The organism is Polynucleobacter sp. JS-JIR-5-A7 (assembly GCF_018687935.1).
In the GTDB taxonomy this organism is placed as follows: domain Bacteria; phylum Pseudomonadota; class Gammaproteobacteria; order Burkholderiales; family Burkholderiaceae; genus Polynucleobacter.
Genome location: NZ_CP061308.1, coordinates 1153210 through 1174053 on the forward strand (window position 1 = coordinate 1153210; position 20844 = coordinate 1174053).

General features: G+C 46.2%; 18 protein-coding genes and 1 tRNA gene. 5 read left to right on the forward strand and 14 right to left on the reverse strand.

Features of this window, described 5'->3' with window-relative positions; all coding sequences use genetic code 11:
- Nucleotides 1-23: 23 nt before the first annotated feature.
- The 11 genes from pheT to AOC29_RS06025 all read right to left on the reverse strand — a co-directional run bounded on the left by pheT (nt 24) and on the right by AOC29_RS06025 (nt 12354).
- Nucleotides 24-2480: a phenylalanine--tRNA ligase subunit beta gene (gene pheT, locus AOC29_RS05975; RefSeq protein ID WP_215294730.1), complete on the reverse strand. Its 2457-nt coding sequence runs from the start codon at nt 2478-2480 to the stop codon at nt 24-26.
- A gap of 23 nt (nt 2481-2503) precedes the next feature.
- On the reverse strand, nt 2504-3550 hold the full coding sequence (gene pheS / locus AOC29_RS05980) for a phenylalanine--tRNA ligase subunit alpha (protein WP_215294731.1): 1047 nt from the start codon (nt 3548-3550) through the stop codon (nt 2504-2506).
- Nucleotides 3551-3577: 27 nt separating this feature from the next.
- Nucleotides 3578-3943, reverse strand: a complete 366-nt coding sequence (gene rplT, locus AOC29_RS05985) for a 50S ribosomal protein L20 (RefSeq protein ID WP_215294733.1) — start codon at nt 3941-3943, stop codon at nt 3578-3580.
- 25 nt (nt 3944-3968) lie between these two features.
- A complete protein-coding gene (rpmI, locus tag AOC29_RS05990) occupies nt 3969-4166 on the reverse strand; it encodes a 50S ribosomal protein L35 (protein ID WP_011902674.1) in 198 nt (65 codons plus the stop codon).
- A 138-nt stretch (nt 4167-4304) separates the two neighbouring features.
- Nucleotides 4305-4829, reverse strand: coding sequence for a translation initiation factor IF-3 (gene infC / locus AOC29_RS05995; protein ID WP_191904683.1), 525 nt, complete (start codon nt 4827-4829; stop codon nt 4305-4307).
- Nucleotides 4830-4884: 55 nt separating this feature from the next.
- The gene (gene thrS / locus AOC29_RS06000) at nt 4885-6807 is read right to left on the reverse strand and encodes a threonine--tRNA ligase (RefSeq protein WP_215294735.1); all 1923 of its coding nucleotides are present in this window, start codon (nt 6805-6807) and stop codon (nt 4885-4887) included.
- 100 nt (nt 6808-6907) lie between these two features.
- Nucleotides 6908-6984: transfer RNA gene (locus tag AOC29_RS06005), tRNA-Val, on the reverse strand.
- 18 nt (nt 6985-7002) lie between these two features.
- Nucleotides 7003-9039, reverse strand: a complete 2037-nt coding sequence (locus tag AOC29_RS06010; protein WP_215294737.1) for a bifunctional (p)ppGpp synthetase/guanosine-3',5'-bis(diphosphate) 3'-pyrophosphohydrolase — start codon at nt 9037-9039, stop codon at nt 7003-7005.
- Between the two features lie 24 nt (nt 9040-9063).
- Nucleotides 9064-10926 (reverse strand): alpha/beta fold hydrolase, encoded by a 1863-nt coding sequence (locus AOC29_RS11410; protein ID WP_215294739.1) that lies wholly within the window; start codon nt 10924-10926, stop codon nt 9064-9066.
- Nucleotides 10927-10961: 35 nt separating this feature from the next.
- Nucleotides 10962-11612, reverse strand: coding sequence for a CoA transferase subunit B (locus AOC29_RS06020; protein WP_215294741.1), 651 nt, complete (start codon nt 11610-11612; stop codon nt 10962-10964).
- 40 nt (nt 11613-11652) lie between these two features.
- Nucleotides 11653-12354, reverse strand: coding sequence for a CoA transferase subunit A (locus AOC29_RS06025; protein ID WP_215294743.1), 702 nt, complete (start codon nt 12352-12354; stop codon nt 11653-11655).
- Nucleotides 12355-12511: 157 nt separating this feature from the next.
- On the opposite strand from AOC29_RS06025, the gene AOC29_RS06030 reads away from it, so the two are divergent.
- From AOC29_RS06030 to AOC29_RS06045, 4 genes are read left to right on the forward strand one after another with little or no spacing between them, the layout of a single operon-like run.
- A complete protein-coding gene (locus AOC29_RS06030; RefSeq protein WP_215294745.1) occupies nt 12512-14182 on the forward strand; it encodes an electron transfer flavoprotein-ubiquinone oxidoreductase in 1671 nt (556 codons plus the stop codon).
- 3 nt (nt 14183-14185) lie between these two features.
- Nucleotides 14186-14572 carry a lactoylglutathione lyase gene (gene gloA / locus AOC29_RS06035; RefSeq protein WP_215294747.1) on the forward strand — a complete coding sequence of 129 codons (387 nt, stop codon included), beginning with the start codon at nt 14186-14188 and terminating at the stop codon, nt 14570-14572.
- Between the two features lie 2 nt (nt 14573-14574).
- Nucleotides 14575-15747, forward strand: a complete 1173-nt coding sequence (locus tag AOC29_RS06040) for a GNAT family N-acetyltransferase (protein WP_215294749.1) — start codon at nt 14575-14577, stop codon at nt 15745-15747.
- Nucleotides 15744-16016: a DUF1289 domain-containing protein gene (locus AOC29_RS06045; protein WP_215294750.1), complete on the forward strand. Its 273-nt coding sequence runs from the start codon at nt 15744-15746 to the stop codon at nt 16014-16016. Before AOC29_RS06040 ends, AOC29_RS06045 begins: the two co-directional genes overlap by 4 nt.
- A 48-nt stretch (nt 16017-16064) precedes the next feature.
- Here AOC29_RS06045 and AOC29_RS06050 read toward each other — a convergent pair whose 3' ends face one another.
- Nucleotides 16065-17672 carry an ABC-F family ATPase gene (locus AOC29_RS06050; RefSeq protein WP_215294752.1) on the reverse strand — a complete coding sequence of 536 codons (1608 nt, stop codon included), beginning with the start codon at nt 17670-17672 and terminating at the stop codon, nt 16065-16067.
- Between the two features lie 110 nt (nt 17673-17782).
- Nucleotides 17783-18493 carry a queuosine precursor transporter gene (locus tag AOC29_RS06055; RefSeq protein WP_215294754.1) on the reverse strand — a complete coding sequence of 237 codons (711 nt, stop codon included), beginning with the start codon at nt 18491-18493 and terminating at the stop codon, nt 17783-17785.
- 95 nt (nt 18494-18588) lie between these two features.
- Here AOC29_RS06055 and AOC29_RS06060 point away from each other — a divergent pair, with 95 nt between their 5' ends.
- Nucleotides 18589-19767, forward strand: coding sequence for an acyl-CoA dehydrogenase (locus AOC29_RS06060; RefSeq protein ID WP_215294756.1), 1179 nt, complete (start codon nt 18589-18591; stop codon nt 19765-19767).
- On the opposite strand, the gene mnmH is transcribed toward AOC29_RS06060, so the two are convergent.
- A complete protein-coding gene (mnmH, locus tag AOC29_RS06065) occupies nt 19764-20840 on the reverse strand; it encodes a tRNA 2-selenouridine(34) synthase MnmH (RefSeq protein WP_215294758.1) in 1077 nt (358 codons plus the stop codon). The two genes, AOC29_RS06060 and mnmH, sit on opposite strands and share 4 nt — an antisense overlap.
- Between the last annotated feature and the right edge of the window lie 4 nt (nt 20841-20844).

The window sequence follows — 20844 nt, forward strand, 5'->3', positions numbered from 1 at the left end:
TCTTGATAACTGTAATAGTAAACCTAGCGCAGACGAGCTGTGCATTTTTTTTCTACTGCACCCAATAATGCAGCCATAACAGCATCAATTTGAGGGTCTTGCAATGTTTCCTGAGGGTTAAGTAAAGTCACTCGAAATGCCAAACTCTTTTCATCATCCGCCATACTACTTGAGCCTGCTTTTGGCTTAAATTCATCAAAGAGTTCAATAGAGCGGACAAAATTCTGTTTTGTGGAAGTCATTGCATCCAATAAGGACTGAGCAGAAACACTTTGCTTCACTACTAGCGCTAAATCTCGTTGCACTGCGGGAAATTTACTCAACTCCTCTGGTACAGGCAAACCAAGTTCACGTATAGACTCTAAATCTAGTTCAAATAGCACAGGTGCTTGAGGAAGTTCATACGCCTGCTGTAAACCTGGATGTAACTCACCAATCCAGCCAACTTCAATCGTGTTTTTGCCGATATTAATCAATACTTTTGCACTGCGCCCCGGATGTAAGGCAGGATGTTGGGCTGATTCAGTTACAAAATGCAATGGGTCTAAAACACGCTCTAGGTCGCCCTTGACATCGAAAAAATCAACCGCTCTCGTCATGCTCGCCCACTGCTCTGGAACGGATGACCCATAAGCTAAACCACCAATTTTCTGGGGCTGATGAAAGCCTGCTACTTTGCCAGAGGCTTCTTGAACCTTGGAATCTCGCTTAAATACACGACCCGTCTCGAACAGGCGCACTCGCCCTGCCCCCCGATTTAAATTAGATTTGAGGTTAGACAGTAAACCACCCCAAAGATTGCTTCGCATCACGCCATACTGATTAGCAATGGGATTGAGAACCTGAATCACATCTTCCTCTTGCGCGCCAGCTAGGCGCTGCTCGCTTTCGAAATCAGTAAAGCCAAAATTGACTGCTTCTTGATAACCTTGCAAAGCTAAGCGCTGACGTAATAAATGAATGCCACGCTTTGCTTCAGCTTTAGCGCTCATCTTGAGTGAAGCTATCGGTGGCTGATCAGGGATATTTTCAAAGCCGTACATCCGAGCAACTTCTTCAATCAAATCTTCTTCAATTTCAATATCAAAGCGATAGCTAGGAGGCGTAACTTCAAATACATCCCCTTCTTGCTTAAATTCAAAACCAAGCCGATGGAATACATCTGCAACTACTTCTTTAGTGAGGGGGATGCCAATCACTTTTTCTGCTCGTGCCAAACGCATTTTGACTGGCTTACGTTCTGGTACGTTCAGGACTTGATCATCTACAGGGCCAACTTGGCCACCACAGACTTCCAGAATTAAGGATGAGAGATATTCAAGGCAATAGACGGTATTTTGCGGGTCTACGCCACGTTCAAAACGATGAGCAGCATCAGTGCTGAAATTGAAGCGACGGGCACGCCCTTGAATGGCTGAAGGCAACCAATATGCTGCCTCTACATAAATGTTTTTGGTGTCATCGCTTACAGCGCAATGATTACCACCCATGATTCCAGCTAAGGCTACTGGACCTTTTTGATCAGCGACCACCCCTGCTTCTTGTAGCTTACCTGCAGAGTCGGGGCCAACGAGGGTTACTGTTTGACCGTTGAGGAGTTCAAGTGTTTCGCCAGCTTTAGCCCAGCGCACAGTAATGTCACCTTCTAACTTATCGATATCAAATACGTGTGTAGGTTGACCCATCTCTAACATCACGTAGTTAGAGAGATCAACCAATGCAGAAATACTTCTTTGGCCGGCACGTGATAAACGCTGCACAATCCAATCAGGTGTTTTAGCCTGAGGATTGACGCCACGAATCACGCGACCAGCAAAACGTCCGCAGAGCTCTTTGCTCTCTACAGTAACCTTACGCTTGTCAACAATTGATACTGCTGGCGCATTCCATTTAGGCACACAAAGGGGGGCACCAGTAATCGCAGAGACCTCTCTTGCCATACCCATTAAGGAGAGGCAATCCGCTTTATTTGGGGTTAACTTAATGACGAAGACTTGATCGTCTAAGTCAAGATACTTGCGAATATCTTCACCAATTGGTGCATCTGCTGGCAACTCCAAAATACCTTCGTGATCATCGCCAAGACCAAGCTCACGACCTGAGCACAGCATGCCTTGACTCTCTACGCCACGCAGCTTGCCGACTTTAATCATAAAAGGCTTACCACCTGCTTCTGCTGGAGGTAATTCAGCGCCAACTAAAGCGCATGGAATTTTGATGCCAGCGCGCGCATTCGGCGCCCCACAAACAATTTGTAACTCTTGGCCCGTACCAGCATCTACCTTACAAACACGTAAACGATCAGCATCGGGATGTTGCTCGGCAGACAAAATCTGCGCAACCACAATCTTCGTAAATGCAGGCGCTACTGAATGTTGCTCTTCAACCTCTAAACCTGCCATCGTCATAGCATGACCCAAAGCATCGCTATCAAGCGCTGGATTCACATACTGTCGGAGCCAAGATTCAGAAAATTGCATATGTATTTATAGGGATTATTTTTTTATGCAGGAAATTGCGCTAAAAAACGTAAATCGTTTTCAAAGAAGAGGCGTAAGTCATCTATACCGTAACGCAACATAGTTAAACGCTCTAAACCAGAACCAAAGGCAAAGCCGGTGTAACGCTCTGGATCAATGCCCATATTGCGCAACACATTCGGATGAACCTGCCCTGCACCAGAAATCTCTAACCAACGGCCGGCAAGCTTGCCACTGCCAAAGGCCATATCAATTTCTGCAGAAGGCTCCGTGAATGGGAAATACGACGGGCGAAAGCGCACTTGTAATTCGTTTGCTTCAAAGAAGGTTCTCAAGAAGTCGGTATAAACGCCCTTAAGATCTGCAAATGAAACACTTTCAGCAATCCACAAACCTTCAACCTGATGAAACATGGGTGAGTGGGTTGCATCACTATCCACTCGATAGGTTCTACCAGGGGCAATCACTTTAATCGGTGGCATCACATCAGCGTTGGCATATTTCTTGACATGCTCACTTGCATAGCGCACTTGAATTGGACTGGTGTGGGTACGCAATAGCAAAGGCTTCTCATGAGCATCTTTGCCATCGATATAAAAGGTATCCTGCATTGAACGCGCAGGATGATTTTCTGGGCTATTGAGTGCTGTGAAGTTAAACCAATCAGTTTCAATTTCAGGACCATCAGCCACATCAAAACCAATGGAGCGAAAGATCTCCTCAACACGCTCCCAAGTCCGCATGACGGGATGTAAGCTACCCACTGTCTGACCGCGCCCTGGTAAGGAGACGTCAATCGATTCAGCAGCTAAACGTTGGAGCAATACGGCATCCGCCAAAGCTTGACGGCGCTCTTGTAATGCAGTCTCTACTTGAGTTTTGATTTGATTAATTTGGGCGCCAGCACTCTTGCGCTCTTCAGGCGACATTCCACCAAGCGCTTTGAGACGCTCGGTGAGAACACCTGATTTACCGAGATACTTGGCTTTCGCGTCCTCAAGAGCCGCCGAATCGGCAGCTCCAGAGAAATCACGTTTAGCATCCTCGACAATTTGGTCGAGAGAAACCATTGCAGCTTAGTTTTTAGAAACTAAGAATTAAGCTGCAGCGCTTACTACGGATTTGATCCGAGTAACCAAAGCAGCGAAAGCAGCTTTGTCAGCAATGGCCATATCAGAAAGCACCTTGCGGTCAAGTTCGATCGCAGCCTTCTTCATGCCATTCATGAATACGCTATAGGTCATGTCATGCTCACGTACTGCCGCATTGATACGAGCAATCCACAAAGCGCGGAATACACGTTTCTTGTTGCGACGGTCACGATAGGCATATTGACCAGCACGCATAACCGCTTGCTTAGCAATCCGGAATACGTTTTTACGACGACCGCGGTAACCTGTTGCGGCATCGGTAATTTTCTTATGACGGGCTCTTGCTGTAACCCCACGTTTGACTCTTGGCATTGAATTCTCCTAATCTAGTCTGAGGTTAAGCGTAAGGAAGCATGGAGCGAATTGACTTAACGTCAGCTTTCGCAACTTCTGTGGAACCACGCAAATGACGCTTGTTCTTTGTGGTCTTCTTGGTGAGGATGTGGCGTTTGAAAGCCTGACCTCGTTTGATCGTTCCGCCTGCGCGAACCGTGAAGCGCTTCTTCGCGCTACTCTTGCTCTTCATCTTGGGCATAAAGCACCCCTTCTTCTGCTTGTGCAACATAGGTGGTAACCGACGGTTACTCTTCCTGTACCCAGAAGCACTTCTCACTACCAGCACCTTCAGTAATTACAAAAGTGCCTCGCTACATCAGAACCAGGTAGAACCTAGTTACTTAGCCTTACGAATGGGGGCTAATACCATCACCATCTGGCGACCCTCCATTTTTGGAAACTGTTCAACTTGACCAAACTCTTGTAAGTCCAACTTCAAACGTTCCAACATTCTTGCTCCGATTTCTTGGTGGGCCATTTCACGACCCCGAAAGCGCAGCGTAATCTTTGTTTTATCCCCATCTTCCAAAAAGCGGATTAAATTGCGTAGCTTCACACCGTAGTCACCATCATCAGTGCCGGGACGGAATTTAACTTCCTTCACCTGAATCACTTTTTGCTTCAGCTTAGCTTCGTGCATCCGCTTCGCTTCTTGGTACTTGAATTTGCCAAAGTCCATAATCCGGACTACAGGTGGTACAGCTGTTGGAGCAATTTCAACCAAATCGGTCTCTTTCTCTTCTGCTGCTGCCAAGGCTTCACTCAACTTAACTACACCGATGGGCTCTCCATCAATTCCAATCAAACGCACTTCAGGAGCAGTAATTTCCCGGTTAATGCGCTGCAATTTTTCAGTAGCGATCTTCTTTATTCCTTTAAAAATTCAATAACAAACCGTACAAATATCCACCTGAGCCCTAGCTAGGCTCGGGTCCGACTTTTTGGGATATATCCTGCTGGAGTCGGGCAACGAAGGCATCAATAGGCATTACACCCAAATCCACTCCGCCACGGGCACGAACGGCCACCGTATTACTTTCAGACTCTTTATCACCAACAACCAGCAAAAATGGGATCTTCTGTAATGCGTGCTCGCGTATTTTATACGTAATCTTCTCGTTCCGCAAATCAGATTCCACTCTAAACCCTTGTTTTTTCAGCAATTGCTGCACTTGTTGTGCATATGCAGCAGAATTTCCGGAGATATTGAGGACTACAGCCTGGGTCGGAGCAAGCCAAACCGGCATGTTTCCAGCGTGGTTTTCGATCAAAATACCGATAAAACGCTCTAAAGAACCCACAATTGCCCTATGGAGCATCACTGGGGTCTTGCGGCTATTGTCTTCGGCCACATATTCAGCCCCAAGACGGGCTGGCATTGAAAAATCCACCTGAATCGTGCCGCATTGCCAAGTTCGGCCAATCGAGTCTTTGAGGTGATATTCGATCTTTGGACCATAAAAAGCACCCTCGCCAGGCAATTCTTCCCATTCTTGACCGGAAGCCTTCAAGGCGCCACGCAAAGCTTCTTCCGCTTTATCCCAGATCGCATCTTCACCAACTCGCTTGGCAGGACGCAAGGCCAACTTCACCGCTACTTCGGTAAAGCCGAAATCTTGGTACACAGCACGCACTGCCTTATCAAAATTAGCCACTTCAGACTGAATCTGATCTTCGGTACAGAAAATATGACCGTCATCTTGCGTAAAACCCCGCACCCGCATCAAACCATGCAAGGCACCAGATGGTTCATTACGATGACATTGCCCAAACTCACCAAAACGTAATGGCAACTCGCGATAGCTATGCAAGCCAGAGTTATAAATTTGAACGTGACCAGGACAGTTCATCGGCTTTAAGGCATAAGCGCGATTCTCTGACTCCGTCGTGAACATATTCTCTTTGTAGTTTTCCCAGTGACCGGATTTTTCCCAAAGGGTGCGGTCTAGGATTTGCGGGGCTTTGACTTCTTGATAGCCCTCGTTCTGATACACGCGACGCATGTATTGCTCAACCTCTTGCCAAATAGACCAGCCTTTTGGGTGCCAGAAAATTAAACCGGGCGCTTCTTCTTGAAAATGGAATAAATCCAGTTGTTTACCGAGACGACGATGATCACGTTTCTCAGACTCTTCCAACATATGTAAATAGGCATCTTGATCTTCTTTGCGTAACCAAGCAGTACCGTAAATACGCTGCAACATCTCATTCTTACTATCGCCACGCCAATAAGCACCAGCAAGCTTCATCAGCTTAAATACCTTCAACTTACCAGTGGATGGTACGTGTGGTCCACGACATAAATCAGTGAACTTGCCTTCAGCATAGAGAGATACATCTTCATTTTGCGGAATGCTGGCAATAATTTCAGCTTTGTAATGTTCGCCTTGATCTTTGAAGAATTTCACCGCTTCATCGCGCGGCAGAACACTGCGCACTACTGGCTCATCTTTTTTAGCGAGCTCAGTCATTTTCTTTTCAAGTGCCGCTAGGTCATCTGGAGTAAACGGGCGGCGATAAGAGAAATCGTAATAGAAGCCGTTATCAACTACTGGGCCAATCGTCACTTGCGCTTCAGGAAAGAGTTCTTTAACAGCATAGGCCAACAAATGAGCCGTAGAGTGACGAACGATTTCTAATGCCTCTGGACTTTTATCCGTGATGATGGCGAGCTGACTATCTTGATTGATCATAAAGCTGGTATCAACCATCTTGCCATCGACGATGCCACCCAGAGCAGCTTTGGCAAGGCCACTACCAATGCTTTGGGCAACATCCGCTACACGAACGGGAGCATCAAACTCACGTTTTGATCCATCGGGCAGAGTAACTACTGGCATGACAGCTCCATCTTATTAACTGAACTTCAGCTTCACTACATCATCTTAAAAAGAAAGCGCGGTAGCTTATGGGCAACCGCGCCTCTGGGTCATTATTCGTTGGTAGGCTCGATTGGACTCGAACCAACGACCCCCACCATGTCAAGGTGGTGCTCTAACCAGCTGAGCTACGAGCCTATACAGCCTGAGAGTTTATCACCGGCGACGCACTTGGGTGACCCCTTTAACCTCTTCTAAGCTATTTTGAACTCCCCTCAAGACTTCAGAATCCTTGACTTCAACGGTTAAAAGGATCTGTGCCAAGCCCTTTTTGGCTGATTTGCGTAAATCAATCACATGAACACCTTGGCGAGTCAGGATCTCAAACAACTCTCTCATGAGCTCAGGTCGATCCAAGCCGCTCACTACTAAATCTGCTGGGAAGACGCGCTTTTGCTCAGAATTCAACACAGGGTCGGCAGCTGATGCAGTCCAAGCCGTCTGAATCACTCTCTCAGGCGCTCGCTCTAAAAGCCCTCGAAACGTTTTGCAGGAACGTCGATGAATCGACACCCCTCTTCCTTGGGTCACAAATCCTGCAATCAAGTCTGGTGGTACGGGCCTACAGCAACGCGCTAATTGCGTTAATAAAGAATCAACCCCCACCACTAAAACATCACCACTCTGCCCTGTTTTACGACTACTGCTCCGCAGAATAATTTCTGGAGCAGCAGATTTCGGATCAATGGCGATATCAGACTTACTATCGGGAGCTTTTACAATCTGACCGGCCTCTTCATCATCGAGTGCATTAAACCAAGCGCGTACGCGTTGACGCGCTCTTTGAGACCGTATGTAGTGTTTATCTGGACTAATCCAATCGCGCGATGGGCCACCATGCTTGACTGCAATGATTTCAACAGTCTGTCCGTTTTGTAATGCAGTTTCCAGGGGAACCATGGCACCATCAACACGTGCTCCGCGACAACGATGACCTAAATTGGTATGAACCGCGTAAGCAAAATCAATAGGGGTTGAGCCCTTCTCTAAAGAAATAACTTTACCTAAGGGCGTGAGTACATAAATATGATCATCAATCTCGTGATGCTTGAGCTGATCCCAAGCATCTTCTTTCCAAGAGATCAGCTGCCTAGCCCAGGCAATCTGTCTTTCATAGGCTACCTCTGCACTATGGGTACCCAGTTGATGATGGGTGCTGGGTTTGTTAGGCTTCGCAAGATTGGGTGGCGTAGCCATACCAACATAAGCGCCCTCTTTGTAACGCCAGTGAGCAGCTAGACCATACTCTGCCTGTTGATGCATCTCATGGGTGCGCACCTGAATTTCAAATGCAGTGCCGTCTTCATTCATCACTACGGTATGCAGCGATTGATAGCCGTTAGGCTTAGGTCTTGCAATGTAGTCATCAAACTCGCGTGGCACAGGTTGCCAGACGTTATGCAGAATGCCTAAAACGGCATAACAGGTTTTGACATCATCTACTAAAACTCTAAATGCCCTGACGTCATACAGATTAGCAAAGTCAAGAGACTTGCCTTGCATCTTTTTCCAAATACTGTAGATGTGTTTTGGCCTGCCCAAGACTTCGCCCTGTATATGGGCAGCCTTTAACTCTTCCCTAATTTCACGCACAATGCGTTCAATAAAAGCCTGTCGTTCTATGCGTTTTGCATCCAGCATCTTGGCAATATCGCGGTAGACCAACGGCGATAGAACGCGGAAGGCCAGATCTTCCATCTCCCACTTCATTTGCCAAATACCCAAACGATTTGCCAAAGATGCATCAATACTGAGAATCTCTTGGGCCCAAGCGCCTGGCATTTCCAGTTGTTCTTGTGTAACCCAACGGAGAGTTTGCAAACGCGAGGCGAGATAAATCAGTACTACACGTAAGTCATCACCAAATGCTAAGAGCATCTTGCGTAACATTTCTTCTTGACCAGAGACACTCAGACCGCCATCTTCGCGAACCAGTTTTGCTTGTGCATGTCGCAAACCGCGATAGCCAATCAGGAGTTTGGCCGACTCCTCACCAATCAGTTTGATGAGGGCCTCTTTACCATGAGTGCGAGCAATATTATTTGCTGCAATTAAAGTGGCTTCGTCTAAATTTAGGGACTGCAGAATTTGTGAAACGCCTTCTGCGTGTGACTCTGCAGGTTCACCAAACCAGGCATCCTGAAATAGAGCCACTTTTTCGGTTTTAACTAGAGAGGCAGGAAGATTTGCCATAGGCAAAAAATGAACTAAAAAAGATTAACTGAAAAATTCTTTTGCTAAAGCAATCTGCTCTGGCTTCACAAATGCGGGGGCATGACCAACATTGGGAATTTCAATACTACGCGCATGTGGATTCACTTTACACATTTCAGCAACCGTTGCTGCAGATAGCAAATCAGAATCGCCACCCCGCACAATCAGCATCGGAATATGAATCTGCTTAAAGGCATGCCACATCGCCATCTCGCCAGCCTTCGCCATGATGGGGTTTACAGCAGCAAATGGCACCGAGATATTCGGGTCATAGTGCATAATCCACACGCCATCGCGCTGAATCAACATGGGTCCGTTATAAATCTCCCACTCTTCAGGGCTATGAACGCCAAAAGAAGCGCAGATCTGATTCAAACGAGTCAGCGCATCAGCACGATTAGCAAAAGCAAATGGCTGACCGACATAAGAGCCTAAACGCTTGATGGCTTCAGGCTCAATTTTGGGTCCGACATCATTAATCAACATTCTCCGAATAGGAGACTGCGGCATCGCGGCATAGACCATACCGATCAAGCCGCCCATTGAAGTACCAAACCAATCGACCTGTGATACACCTAGTTTTTTAACAAGCTCGGTAATATCTGCAACATATTGTGGAATGGCGTACAGCATCGGATTACTTAATCGATCTGAATCGCCGCGACCAACGACGTCAGGACAAACTACGTAATAGTCTTTGCACATCGCTTGCGCAAGGGTTTTAAAGTCGCTCCCGCGCCGAGTTAAGCCATGAACACAAAGCAATACCTTAGGGTTATTGGGGTCGCCCCATGCGTGATATGCCATACGATGCTGCGCATCACCACTGGAGCACTGCACAAAGAAGGTATCACCATCATGTAAGACGTTTGCACTCTGGGGTGATTGATGGGATTCAGAAGCGTCGTCATGATCATGTAAGTCACCCACCTCTTCGGGTTGCAAGGTGACATGATCGATCCCATGCTTATCTAAGAGCATGGTGTTAATTCTGACCATAATCTCTGGCCACTCGCGAATATTTGCTATCTCAATATGGCCTATCAGCGCAGGAAAGCTAGGTGTCATTTCCCATACGTGTAAATCATGTACAGCCAATACACCAGGAACATTCTTTAAATCTTTACCTACTTCTAAATAATCAATATGCAGTGGCACACCTTCCATTAAGAAGTGATAGGACTCATGCAAAATCGAAATCGTTGACTTGAGGATGAGTAATGAGACCAAGATAGAGAGAATCGCATCAATAGGCATCCAACCGGTGAGCTGAATCACGACACCAGCAATCAGTGCGGCTACAGAACCCAATAAGTCACCCATGACATGGACTAATGCTGCACGAGTGTTCACACTCTTCTTATCACGTGAGAGAACCCAAGCTACTACGATATTCATGACAAGGCCAATGCCAGCCACAATGGTAACCGTTAGTCCATCCACCTTGTGGGGATCATAGAAGCGACTAATGGCTTCAAACACAATCCAAGCCACTAAGGCCAGCATCACAATGCTGTTCACAAATGCTGCTAAGGCTTCTGCTCTACCGAAACCAAAGGAATGTTTTGGGGAGGGAGGCCTGCGAGAAATAATTTGCGCCAAGAGTGCCAAACCCAAGGCGGCTGCATCGGTCACCATATGACCCGCATCTGAGATCAATGCTAAGGAATTTGCAAAGTAAGCCGCTGCACCTTCAACCCCAGAAAAACCTAAGGTCAGAATTAAGGCAATGAAGAGGAGATTTTGATTGGAGACTTCTTTGCTATGAGAATGCTTAGCATCCCCTTTTTTATGCGCATGCAGAGAAGTGTCTGCCCCAGATAAATTCTGCGGTTTTGAGTGGCTGGAATGATGGGAACCCGACATGGTGAACCCATTATTCCATTAAATGATGACGGTAGTTAGAAACCCGTTGTATCAACAGGGGCACCTGTTTTGGCGATCACTTCCTCTTTTGTAACGCCAGGAGCCAATTCGATTAACTTCAAACCCTGAGGGGTGATGTCAAGAACACAAAGATCTGTGATGATCTGACTAATGACGCCTACACCTGTCAAAGGCAAGGTGCACTTAGGCAAAATTTTAAGCTCTTCAGTGCCATCTTTTTTCTTGGCTACATGCTCCATGAGTACTACGACATGTTTCACGCCAGCGACCAAATCCATGGCACCGCCCATACCCTTCACCATTTTTCCTGGAATCATCCAATTCGCAATATCGCCATGCTCACTCACTTGCATGGCACCTAAAAAAGCGATATTGATTTTGCCGCCACGAATCATGCCAAAGGCATCAGCCGATGAAAAAATCGATGAGCCCGGTAAGGTCGTAATAGTCTGCTTGCCCGCATTAATTAAATCAGCATCAATCTGATCTTCTGTTGGAAACGGTCCAATACCTAACAAACCATTTTCAGACTGTAGCCAAACTTCCATGCCCTCTGGCACATGGTTAGCCACTAGAGTGGGAATACCAATTCCCAAGTTCACGTAAAAACCATCTTTTAATTGTTTAGCGGCTCTTGCCGCCATCTCATCTCTATTCCAAGGCATATTGATCTTCCTAAATTCTTTTGATTGTTCTTTTAGATAACTAGCGAGTCGCTGAAAGTGTGCGCTGTTCTATACGCTTTTCAGGGGTGCTATTGATAACCAAGCGATGCACATAGATGCTTGGAGTATGAATCTCAGCAGGATCCAAGACACCGTTCTCAACAATCTCTTCTACCTCTGCAACCGTGATCTTTCCTGCCATCGCAACTACTGGATTGAAATTACGAGCGGTATGGCGATAGACCAAATTTCCTGAGCGGTCCGCTTTCCAAGCCTTCACCAAGGAAATATCAGAAACGATAGAGCGCTCCATAATGTATTTTTCGCCATCAAATTCTTTTACCTCTTTGCCTTCAGCAACTAAGGTGCCAACACCTGTCTTGGTGTAGAAGGCAGGAATGCCGCATCCACCAGCGCGCAATTTTTCGGCCAAAGTTCCTTGTGGCGTGAACTCCAGTTCTAACTCACCAGCTAGAAATTGACGTTCAAATTCTTTGTTTTCACCAACGTAGGATGCAACCATCTTTTTTACTTGACGTGAATTCAGCAGTATTCCAAGACCAAAACCATCCACCCCTGCATTATTCGATACGGCAGTCAAATTTTGGGCTCCGAGATCTTTCACCGCCTGGATCAGAGCCTCCGGGATTCCGCAAAGACCAAAACCACCAACCGCTAGCTTTTGTCCATCCTTCAAGATATCCCGCAGGGCATCTACCGCCGATGGGTAAGTTTTATTCATAACTTTTGTCCTAATATTGCCAAAAAGGGTAAAAAAGTAATCATAACGCCTCGGGCTTTAAGCATTGATAGTCCTGGCACTAAATTGGTTTTTAGCACTTAGAACTAAACTATCTGGGCTGAAATACCCTATTTTTAAGAAATCTCGGAGAAATTGCATGAACCAGGTGGAGCTACTAGAACAATTCGGGCCCAGAGAATCCATGGATTACGACCTGGTTATTGTTGGAGGTGGTCCAGCCGGTCTTTCAGCAGCAATTAAAGCCAAGCAGCTTGCGAATGCTTCTGGCAATGACATCAGCGTTTGCGTTTTAGAAAAAGGCTCTGAAATCGGCGCTCATATTTTGTCTGGCGCTGTCATGGACCCTAAAGCGTTAAACGAACTCTTTCCCAACTGGAAAGAATTAGGGGCGCCACTCACTACGGAAGTCACGCAAGATCAATTTCTATTTTTAAGTGCAGATCACTCATATCAAGTTCCCAACTGGATCTTGCCCGAATGCTTTAAAAATGAGGGTAACTATATTGTGAGCTTGGCTAACGTAACCCGTTGGCTAGGTGAACAAGCTGAGGCACTTGGTGTAGAAATTTTCCCAGGCTTTCCAGCAGCAGATATCTTGTACAACGAACAAGGTGCAGTCAGCGGCGTGATCACTGGCTCGATGGGTTTAGATAAAGAAGGTAAGCCTACCGATCAATTTCAGCTAGGTATGGAATTGCGTGGCAAATACACCCTATTCGCTGAAGGTGCTCGGGGCCACCTTGGTAAACAGTTAATTGCTAAGTTCGCCTTAGATAAAGATTCTGATCCTCAAAGTTATGGCATCGGCATTAAAGAACTCTGGGAGGTTGAGCCTTCCAAGAGCAAGCCTGGATTGGTAGTGCATACCGCTGGTTGGCCATTAGAAAGTGACACCTATGGTGGCTCCTTTCTCTATCACTTAGGGGATAACAAGGTTGCAGTTGGTTTGGTAGTTGGCCTCTCCTATAAGAACCCTTACCTCTCACCCTTTGAAGAATTCCAACGCTATAAATTACATCCGAAGATTCGAGACACATTTGAAGGTGGTAAACGAATTGCTTATGGTGCACGGGCGCTTACTGCCGGCGGCTTGAATAGTCTTCCTAAAACCGTATTTCCGGGTGGCGCACTGATTGGTTGCGTTGCTGGCTTCTTAAATGCCTCACGCATTAAAGGTAGCCACGCTGCAATTAAGACAGGCATGCTGGCTGCAGAAGCTGCAGTTGCAGCACTTCATGACAATCGTTCTGCCGATATTTTGGCAGGCTATCCAGCTGCTTTCCAAAATAGCTGGTTACATACTGAGCTCAATCAAGCGCGCAACTTCAAAGCTTGGATGTCGAAAGGACTCTACCTAGGAACGCTGATGGTTGGTCTTGAGCAAAAAGTGCTGGGTGGCAATATGCCTTGGACTGTGCATCTCAAACATGCTGATCATGAGTGCTTAGAGCCAGCAGCGCAGCACAAGCCTATAGATTATCCAAAACCTGATGGCAAAATCAGCTTTGATCGTCTCTCCTCAGTATTTATTTCTAATACGAACCATGCTGAGAATCAACCGATACACCTCACCTTAAAAGATGCGACGATTCCAGTCAGCCTCAATCTCAAAACCTATGCGGGTCCAGAGCAACGCTACTGCCCTGCTGGCGTTTATGAATACATTGAAGCAGATGGTCAACCTCGCTTACAGATTAATTCACAAAACTGCGTCCACTGCAAAACCTGCGATATTAAAGACCCAAGTCAGAACATTGTTTGGATTACCCCCGAAGGTGGTGGCGGCCCTAACTACGGAGCGATGTAAATCATGATGATGCTACACACGATGTTACGCGTTGGCGACCTCCAGCGCTCAATTGATTTTTACACTAAAGTACTCGGCATGAATTTATTGCGCACTACCGAGCGTCCAGAGCAAAAGTACTCCTTGGCATTTGTGGGCTTTGGTAAAGGCAATGCCGATGGGCAGGCTGAGATTGAGTTGACCTTCAACTATGGGGTTCATTCTTATGACTTGGGTACAGCCTATGGTCATATTGCCATCGGTGTTCCTAACGCCTACGCTACTTGCGACAAGATTAAAGCGGCAGGTGGTAACGTCACCCGTGAAGCTGGACCCGTTGCGGGCGGAGATACCATCATTGCTTTTGTGACAGATCCTGATGGTTACAAAATTGAATTCATTCAACGCTAACAGTGTCAGGCTCTGAACAATACTCTTTAGAAATACTAGATCATCTATCTGATGTATCTGTCGCAGATTGGAATTCCCTCCTCGGTGTCGATGCTGGCCCTTTTCTGAGATATGAATTCTTAAGCGCCCTCGAAGAGACCGGTTGCGTTGGCGGCATTACGGGATGGCAAGTAGCCCATCTTGTTTTAAAACAAGCAAGTAAATTAGTTGGTGCAATGCCGCTCTACTTAAAGCGGCATTCCTATGGTGAGTTTGTCTTCGATTGGTCATGGGCGCAGGCTTACGAGCAACAGGGCCTGAACTATTATCCAAAGGTACTTTGCGCCATTCCCTTCACCCCTGTACAGGGCTCACGTATCTTATGTAGAGCTGACTCAAGCGCTACCGAAATTCGGAAGGTATTGATTGCTGGTCTCAAGTCTTTGTTGACAGACAATGATCTTTCATCGGCGCATATTCTATTCCCAATGCCTAATGAGGTAGCCCATCTAAAAGAGCAAGGCTTCTTATTACGAGATTCAGTACAGTTTCACTGGCATAACCAAGATTTTCAGAACTTTGATCAATTTCTATCAGTGCTCACTATGAAACGCCGTAAAAATATTCGTCGTGAACGTGAGCAAGTCGCAAAAGAGGCTATTACGTTTAGGCATGTGCCCGGAAAAGATTCAAGCGATCTAGATTGGGAATTCTTTTTTGAGTGCTATCAAAATACCTATTTAGAACACCACTCGAGTCCCTACTTAAGCGAATCATTCTTCAAGCTCTGGGTAAAGCAGATGCCAGAGAACTTGCACCTCATACTGGCTGAGCGCAATGGAATTGCGATAGCTGCGTCATTGCTAGTGGTTGATCAACAATCTTCCAAAGCTTATGGCAGATATTGGGGTGCACTAGAACGCATCCCTTGTTTGCACTTTGAGACTGCTTATTACCAGGCGATTGAATACTGCATTAAAGAAGGGATTCAGACATTTGAGGGGGGTGCACAAGGGGAGCACAAAATGGCACGCGGATTTTTACCCACCACCCTGCAATCTGCCCACTTTATTAAAGACCCAAGATTTGCAAAGGCTATTGGACATTTCCTAGATCGTGAGCACCAAGGCATTGGTGCCTATGTCGATGAGCTTGCCGAGCATAGTCCGCTGAAATCGACTAAAGTACTTCAATGAATTCTGGAAGTAACGAACCTAAATCTCCCCAAGTGCAAGATGGATCGCACTCCTTATCAACTGGAGATGATGAATCAGATTCACCTTGTATTGGAGTCTGTACGACTCTCTACGATGAGATTTGCCAAGGCTGCGGCCGAACCTTGCATGAGGTGAGTAATTGGGTCTTTTTCTCTGATGCAGAAAAAGCCTCTGTGTGGAAGCGCATCCGTGAGGATGGTACTGCTACCCGCTTTCAGCGACAGGCCAAAGAAAATAAGCCTGCGTAATCTTCGCAGGCTTATTATTTTTTAAATCTCCATTACTGACTTAGCAGCTTAACCAGTTAACTCCTGGCTACGTAAATATTCTTCGTAAGTACCCGAGTAATCGACAACCGTACCGTCCATCTTCACTTCCAAAATACGGTTAGCCAAAGCAGAAACAAATTCACGGTCATGAGAAACAAAGATTAAAGTACCATCAAATTTTTCAAGCGCAATTTGCAAACTTTCAATCGATTCCATATCCATGTGATTGGTTGGCTCATCCATTGCTAGCACGTTATATTTTTGGAGCATGAGTTTGCCCCAAATCATCCTGCCCTTTTCACCACCAGAAAGGACTTTTACTGACTTACCAATATCGTCACCGGAAAATAAGAGGCGCCCCAAAGTGCCACGAATGACTTGATCATCGTCACCAGTGTTGCGCCACTCATTCATCCAATCCATGAGCAACTCATCTTTAGCAAACATATCCGTATTATCTTGCGGCATTACGCCGACGTTCGCATTCTCTGCCCACTTCACATCTCCACTATCCGCACTGATACCATCGAAGCGCTTGCTGAGAATAGTTTTTAGAAGTGTTGTCTTACCTGCTCCGTTTTGACCAATGATGGCAATTTTTTCGCCAGCACGCACACCTAACTTAAAGTTCTTGAAGATTACGCGGTCATAGGCCTTAGTGAGTGCATTGCACTCGACGGCCATGTTATGCAGCTTTTTCTCAGTATCAAAACGAATGAATGGGTTTTGACGCGAGGATGGCTTTACTTCAACAACTTCAATCTTCTCCAACTGACGTTGGCGTGAAGTTGCCTGACGTGCTTTAGAAGCATTTGCTGAGAAGCGGGCTACGAAAGCTGCTAATTCGGCAATTTTTTCTTTAGCTTTCACGTTATTGCTTAACTGTTGTGTTCGTGCCTGAACCGATGCCAGCATGTAGGAGTCGTAGTTTCCTGGATAGACCTTCAAGGTTCCATAGTCCATATCGGCCATATGCGTACAAACTTCATTAAGGAAGTGGCGATCATGGGAAATGATGATGATCGTGCTTTTGATCTCATTCAAAATATCTTCTAACCAATGAATGGAGTGAATATCCAAGTTATTGGTTGGCTCATCTAAGAGCAAGACATCTGGATCTGAGAACAAAGCTTGAGCAAGCAAGACACGCAATTTCCAACCCGGAGCAACGTTGCTCATGGGGCCATCATGTTGCTCAATCGGAATACCAATACCCAATAACAACTCACCCGCTTTTGCTTCCGCGGTATAGCCACCATACTCAGCGTACTTCCCCTCGAGCTCAGCAGCCTTCATGTAGTCTTCGTCAGTAGCCTCTGGGTTGGCGTAGATGGCATCACGCTCAGCGGCAGCTTTCCACATCTCCTCATGACCCATCATCACTACATCGAGTACCCGCACGTCTTCATAAGCAAACTGATCTTGACGCAATTTACCTAAACGAATGCCGGGGTCTAAGCTCACATTACCGCTAGTTGGCTCTAACTCGCCACCCAGAATTTTCATGAAGGTAGACTTACCGCAACCGTTGGCACCAATGAGGCCATAACGATTACCACCGCCAAACTTCACGGAAATATTTTCAAACAAGGGCTTCGCCCCGAACTGCATGGTGATATTAGATGCGGACAACACGGATGTTTTCTAGCTTTCTGAAATTCAATTCAATAGATACTCCCAGTATTGGGAGCAAAGAACGATATTTTAACGGTTTAGAGCCAGGAAAGCCTTAAATCAAGTGCTGATTAGACTTTGACCCTAAATGGGGTGAAATTCGTGTGGATATCGTAATAATCCTCATTCTCTTTGCGCTTAAGGAAATTGACGATCCAATAGGTGAAAGGTGTCGCCAAAACCTCCCAAGCCGTTTTCAGAGCATATTGAGCTAAGGCTACTTGGATAATTTCGTGGGTTGGCCAGATGCCATAAAAAGCCAACATATAAAAGAATGAAGAATCAACCATCTCCCCTACTGCAGTCGAACCAATCGTGCGCATCCATAAAAAACGCCCTTGGGTCCAAATTTTCATCTTGGCTAATACAAAGCTATTGGCAAAACTACCGCACCAAAATGAGAACATGGAAGCCAGGGCAATGCGCCAAGAGTTGCCAAAGACGGTTTCTAAACCATGCTGATAGTTGGCCATGTAAGTGCCGGGTGCCACTGGTAACGCAATCACGATCTGTGCCATGATGGCTGCAAATGCTAAGGCAGCAAATCCCGCCCAAGCAGCTCGACGGTCATAAGCGTAACCATAAACTTCCGTGAGGATGTCACCAAAGAAATAGGCGATCGGGAAAAACAAAATACCGCCGCCAAAGGTCAATTCACCAAAATACGGCAAGTTCACCACTGCCGCTTTACCAGCACCAATAAAGTTCGAGCACAGTAGCACGACCACAAAGGCAGCCAAAATCAGGTCGTAATAGCGATGGTGTCGTCTCGGCGAGTCCATAAGTCAAGAAAAATGGATAATAGAATGAAGAATATCCGCATTCCTGAACTTACGCAGGAGGCGGTCAGAAAACAATCTATAGGACAACTAGAAACATGAGCAAAGCCAGCTTTAATTGGGAAGACCCCCTCTTACTTGATACCCAGTTAACTGAAGAAGAGCGCATGATCCGTGATGCTGCCGCTGAATACGCTCAAGGGCGTCTCATGCCCCGCATTTTGGATGCCTATCGCAACGAGACTACTGACCCTTCTATCTTTCGTGAGATGGGTGAGCTCGGTCTATTAGGTATCACCATTCCGGAACAATACGGCGGCGCCAATTTAAATTACGTCTCTTACGGATTGATCGCTCGTGAAATCGAGCGGGTCGATTCTGGTTACCGCTCCATGATGAGCGTGCAATCTTCATTGGTGATGGTGCCTATCAATGAGTTTGGTAGTGAAGCACAAAAGCAAAAGTACTTACCTAAATTAGCCACGGGCGAATGGATTGGCTGCTTTGGCTTAACTGAACCAAACTATGGGTCAGATGCTGGCGGCATGATTACTCGCGCTAAGAAAGTACCCGGTGGATTTTCTTTGACGGGTTCCAAGATGTGGATCTCCAACTCCCCAATCGCTGATGTATTTGTAGTGTGGGCTAAAAATGATGAAGGCGTTATTCGCGGCTACATCTTAGAAAAGGGGATGAAGGGCTTAAGTGCTCCAAAGATCAGTGGCAAGATGGGTCTTCGCGCTTCTGTTACCGGTGAAATTGTGATGGATGAAGTGTTTGTGCCCGCTGAAAATGAATTCCCAGAAGTTACTGGCCTGAAAGGACCCTTCACCTGCTTAAACTCTGCACGTTACGGTATTTCTTGGGGCTCATTAGGTGCAGCTGAATGGTGCTGGCATGCAGCGCGTCAATACACCTTAGATCGCAAGCAGTTTGGCAAACCCTTGGCTGCCAATCAACTGATTCAAAAGAAATTAGCGGATATGCAAACCGAGATTGCACTCGGATTGCAAGGTTGCTTGCGTTTAGGTCGCATGAAAGACGAAGGTATCGCTGCTCCTGAAATTACCTCCATTATGAAACGCAACTCTTGCGGCAAGTCTCTAGAGATTGCTCGTATGGCACGTGATATGCATGGTGGTAACGGCATCTCGGATGAGTATGGCGTGGTGCGTCACATGATGAACTTGGAGGTTGTGAATACCTACGAAGGTACACATGACATTCACGCTCTCATTTTGGGTCGTGCTCAAACCGGCATTCAAGCTTTTAGCTAATTTAGGTTTAGCTTCGCCACGATGGCCTTTGCTGCTTTAGCAAAGGCCTCATCACTGTCATTCTCAAGTTGTACAAAATTCTCAATCTTATATCGAGGAAAGTTGCGCACGATCGAGGATTGATAGGAAGGGTCATAGTGCATAACCAACAACTCTTCAACTAAAGATTGAAACTGCATTGCGTCAATTGCTTCATTCCATTGAGCAATTTGCACTTTTCCATAATGTGCTGTGAGCAGTGCTAATTTACGCTTGAAATTATCGGTATCACTTAAAAAATGATGGTATTCACGAATTAACCATGACACCCGTGTTTGGGTGCTTGATCTCAATTCAATGCAGGCGCCATTACGAATCTTTTCCATCAAGGCATCGGGGATGTGAACACCGCCTACCTTTTTACTTTCTGATTCTGCGAGTACGGGCTTAGTTGGGTCCAGTGAGCGCAGTGCATTCCAAAGCGCAGTTTCAAAACCTTTTTGTGAAGGCTGCTCGATATTGGGCTCATTGCCTAAAACCGAGCCACGATGAATCGCGAGGTCTTCTAAATCTAGGATCTGAGCACCATACTGCTGCGCTTCTTGGAGCACTCTCGTTTTACCACTACCCGTCATGCCACAAATTACTTGAAAAGAGAATTGCTTTGCTGCAGCCTCTAATCCATCAATCACAGTTCTTCTGAACCCTTGATAACCACCTTCTAACTGCATCGCTTTCCAGCCGATGCGATTAAGGATGTGGGTAAACGCCCCGCTACGCTCACCACCGCGCCAGCAATAAATCAATGGTCGCCATTCACGGGGCATTTCCAATAAATAGTCTTCTAGATGATGAGCAATATTGCGAGAAACTAAAGCGGCACCCAGCTTCTTTGCTGCAAAAGGAGAAACTTGCTTATACAAAGTACCAATCTTGGCGCGTTCTTCATTATCTAAAACGGGGTAGTTGACAGCGCCTGGAATGTGATCGAGAGCAAACTCAGCGGGGGATCTGACATCAATAATGAGATCAAAACGATCTAACTCTGTCAGAAATTGATCTAACTTTAAAATATGCGGATTGCTAGGTTGCATATCG

Excerpts from the sequence above, each read along its gene's own strand:
- AOC29_RS11410 (WP_215294739.1), bottom strand. The coding sequence starts at position 10,926 with ATGTCGGGTTCCCATCATTCCAGCCACTCAAAACCGCAGAATTTATCT.
- rplT (WP_215294733.1), bottom strand. The coding sequence starts at position 3,943 with ATGCCAAGAGTCAAACGTGGGGTTACAGCAAGAGCCCGTCATAAGAAA.
- AOC29_RS06010 (WP_215294737.1), bottom strand. The coding sequence starts at position 9,039 with ATGGCAAATCTTCCTGCCTCTCTAGTTAAAACCGAAAAAGTGGCTCTA.
- gloA (WP_215294747.1), top strand. The coding sequence starts at position 14,186 with ATGATGATGCTACACACGATGTTACGCGTTGGCGACCTCCAGCGCTCA.
- AOC29_RS06025 (WP_215294743.1), bottom strand. The coding sequence starts at position 12,354 with ATGAATAAAACTTACCCATCGGCGGTAGATGCCCTGCGGGATATCTTG.
- AOC29_RS06045 (WP_215294750.1), top strand. The coding sequence starts at position 15,744 with ATGAATTCTGGAAGTAACGAACCTAAATCTCCCCAAGTGCAAGATGGA.
- pheT (WP_215294730.1), bottom strand. The coding sequence starts at position 2,480 with ATGCAATTTTCTGAATCTTGGCTCCGACAGTATGTGAATCCAGCGCTT.
- mnmH (WP_215294758.1), bottom strand. The coding sequence starts at position 20,840 with ATGCAACCTAGCAATCCGCATATTTTAAAGTTAGATCAATTTCTGACA.
- rpmI (WP_011902674.1), bottom strand. The coding sequence starts at position 4,166 with ATGCCCAAGATGAAGAGCAAGAGTAGCGCGAAGAAGCGCTTCACGGTT.
- thrS (WP_215294735.1), bottom strand. The coding sequence starts at position 6,807 with ATGCCAGTAGTTACTCTGCCCGATGGATCAAAACGTGAGTTTGATGCT.
- AOC29_RS06060 (WP_215294756.1), top strand. The coding sequence starts at position 18,589 with ATGAGCAAAGCCAGCTTTAATTGGGAAGACCCCCTCTTACTTGATACC.
- AOC29_RS06020 (WP_215294741.1), bottom strand. The coding sequence starts at position 11,612 with ATGCCTTGGAATAGAGATGAGATGGCGGCAAGAGCCGCTAAACAATTA.
- AOC29_RS06055 (WP_215294754.1), bottom strand. The coding sequence starts at position 18,493 with ATGGACTCGCCGAGACGACACCATCGCTATTACGACCTGATTTTGGCT.
- pheS (WP_215294731.1), bottom strand. The coding sequence starts at position 3,550 with ATGGTTTCTCTCGACCAAATTGTCGAGGATGCTAAACGTGATTTCTCT.
- AOC29_RS06030 (WP_215294745.1), top strand. The coding sequence starts at position 12,512 with ATGAACCAGGTGGAGCTACTAGAACAATTCGGGCCCAGAGAATCCATG.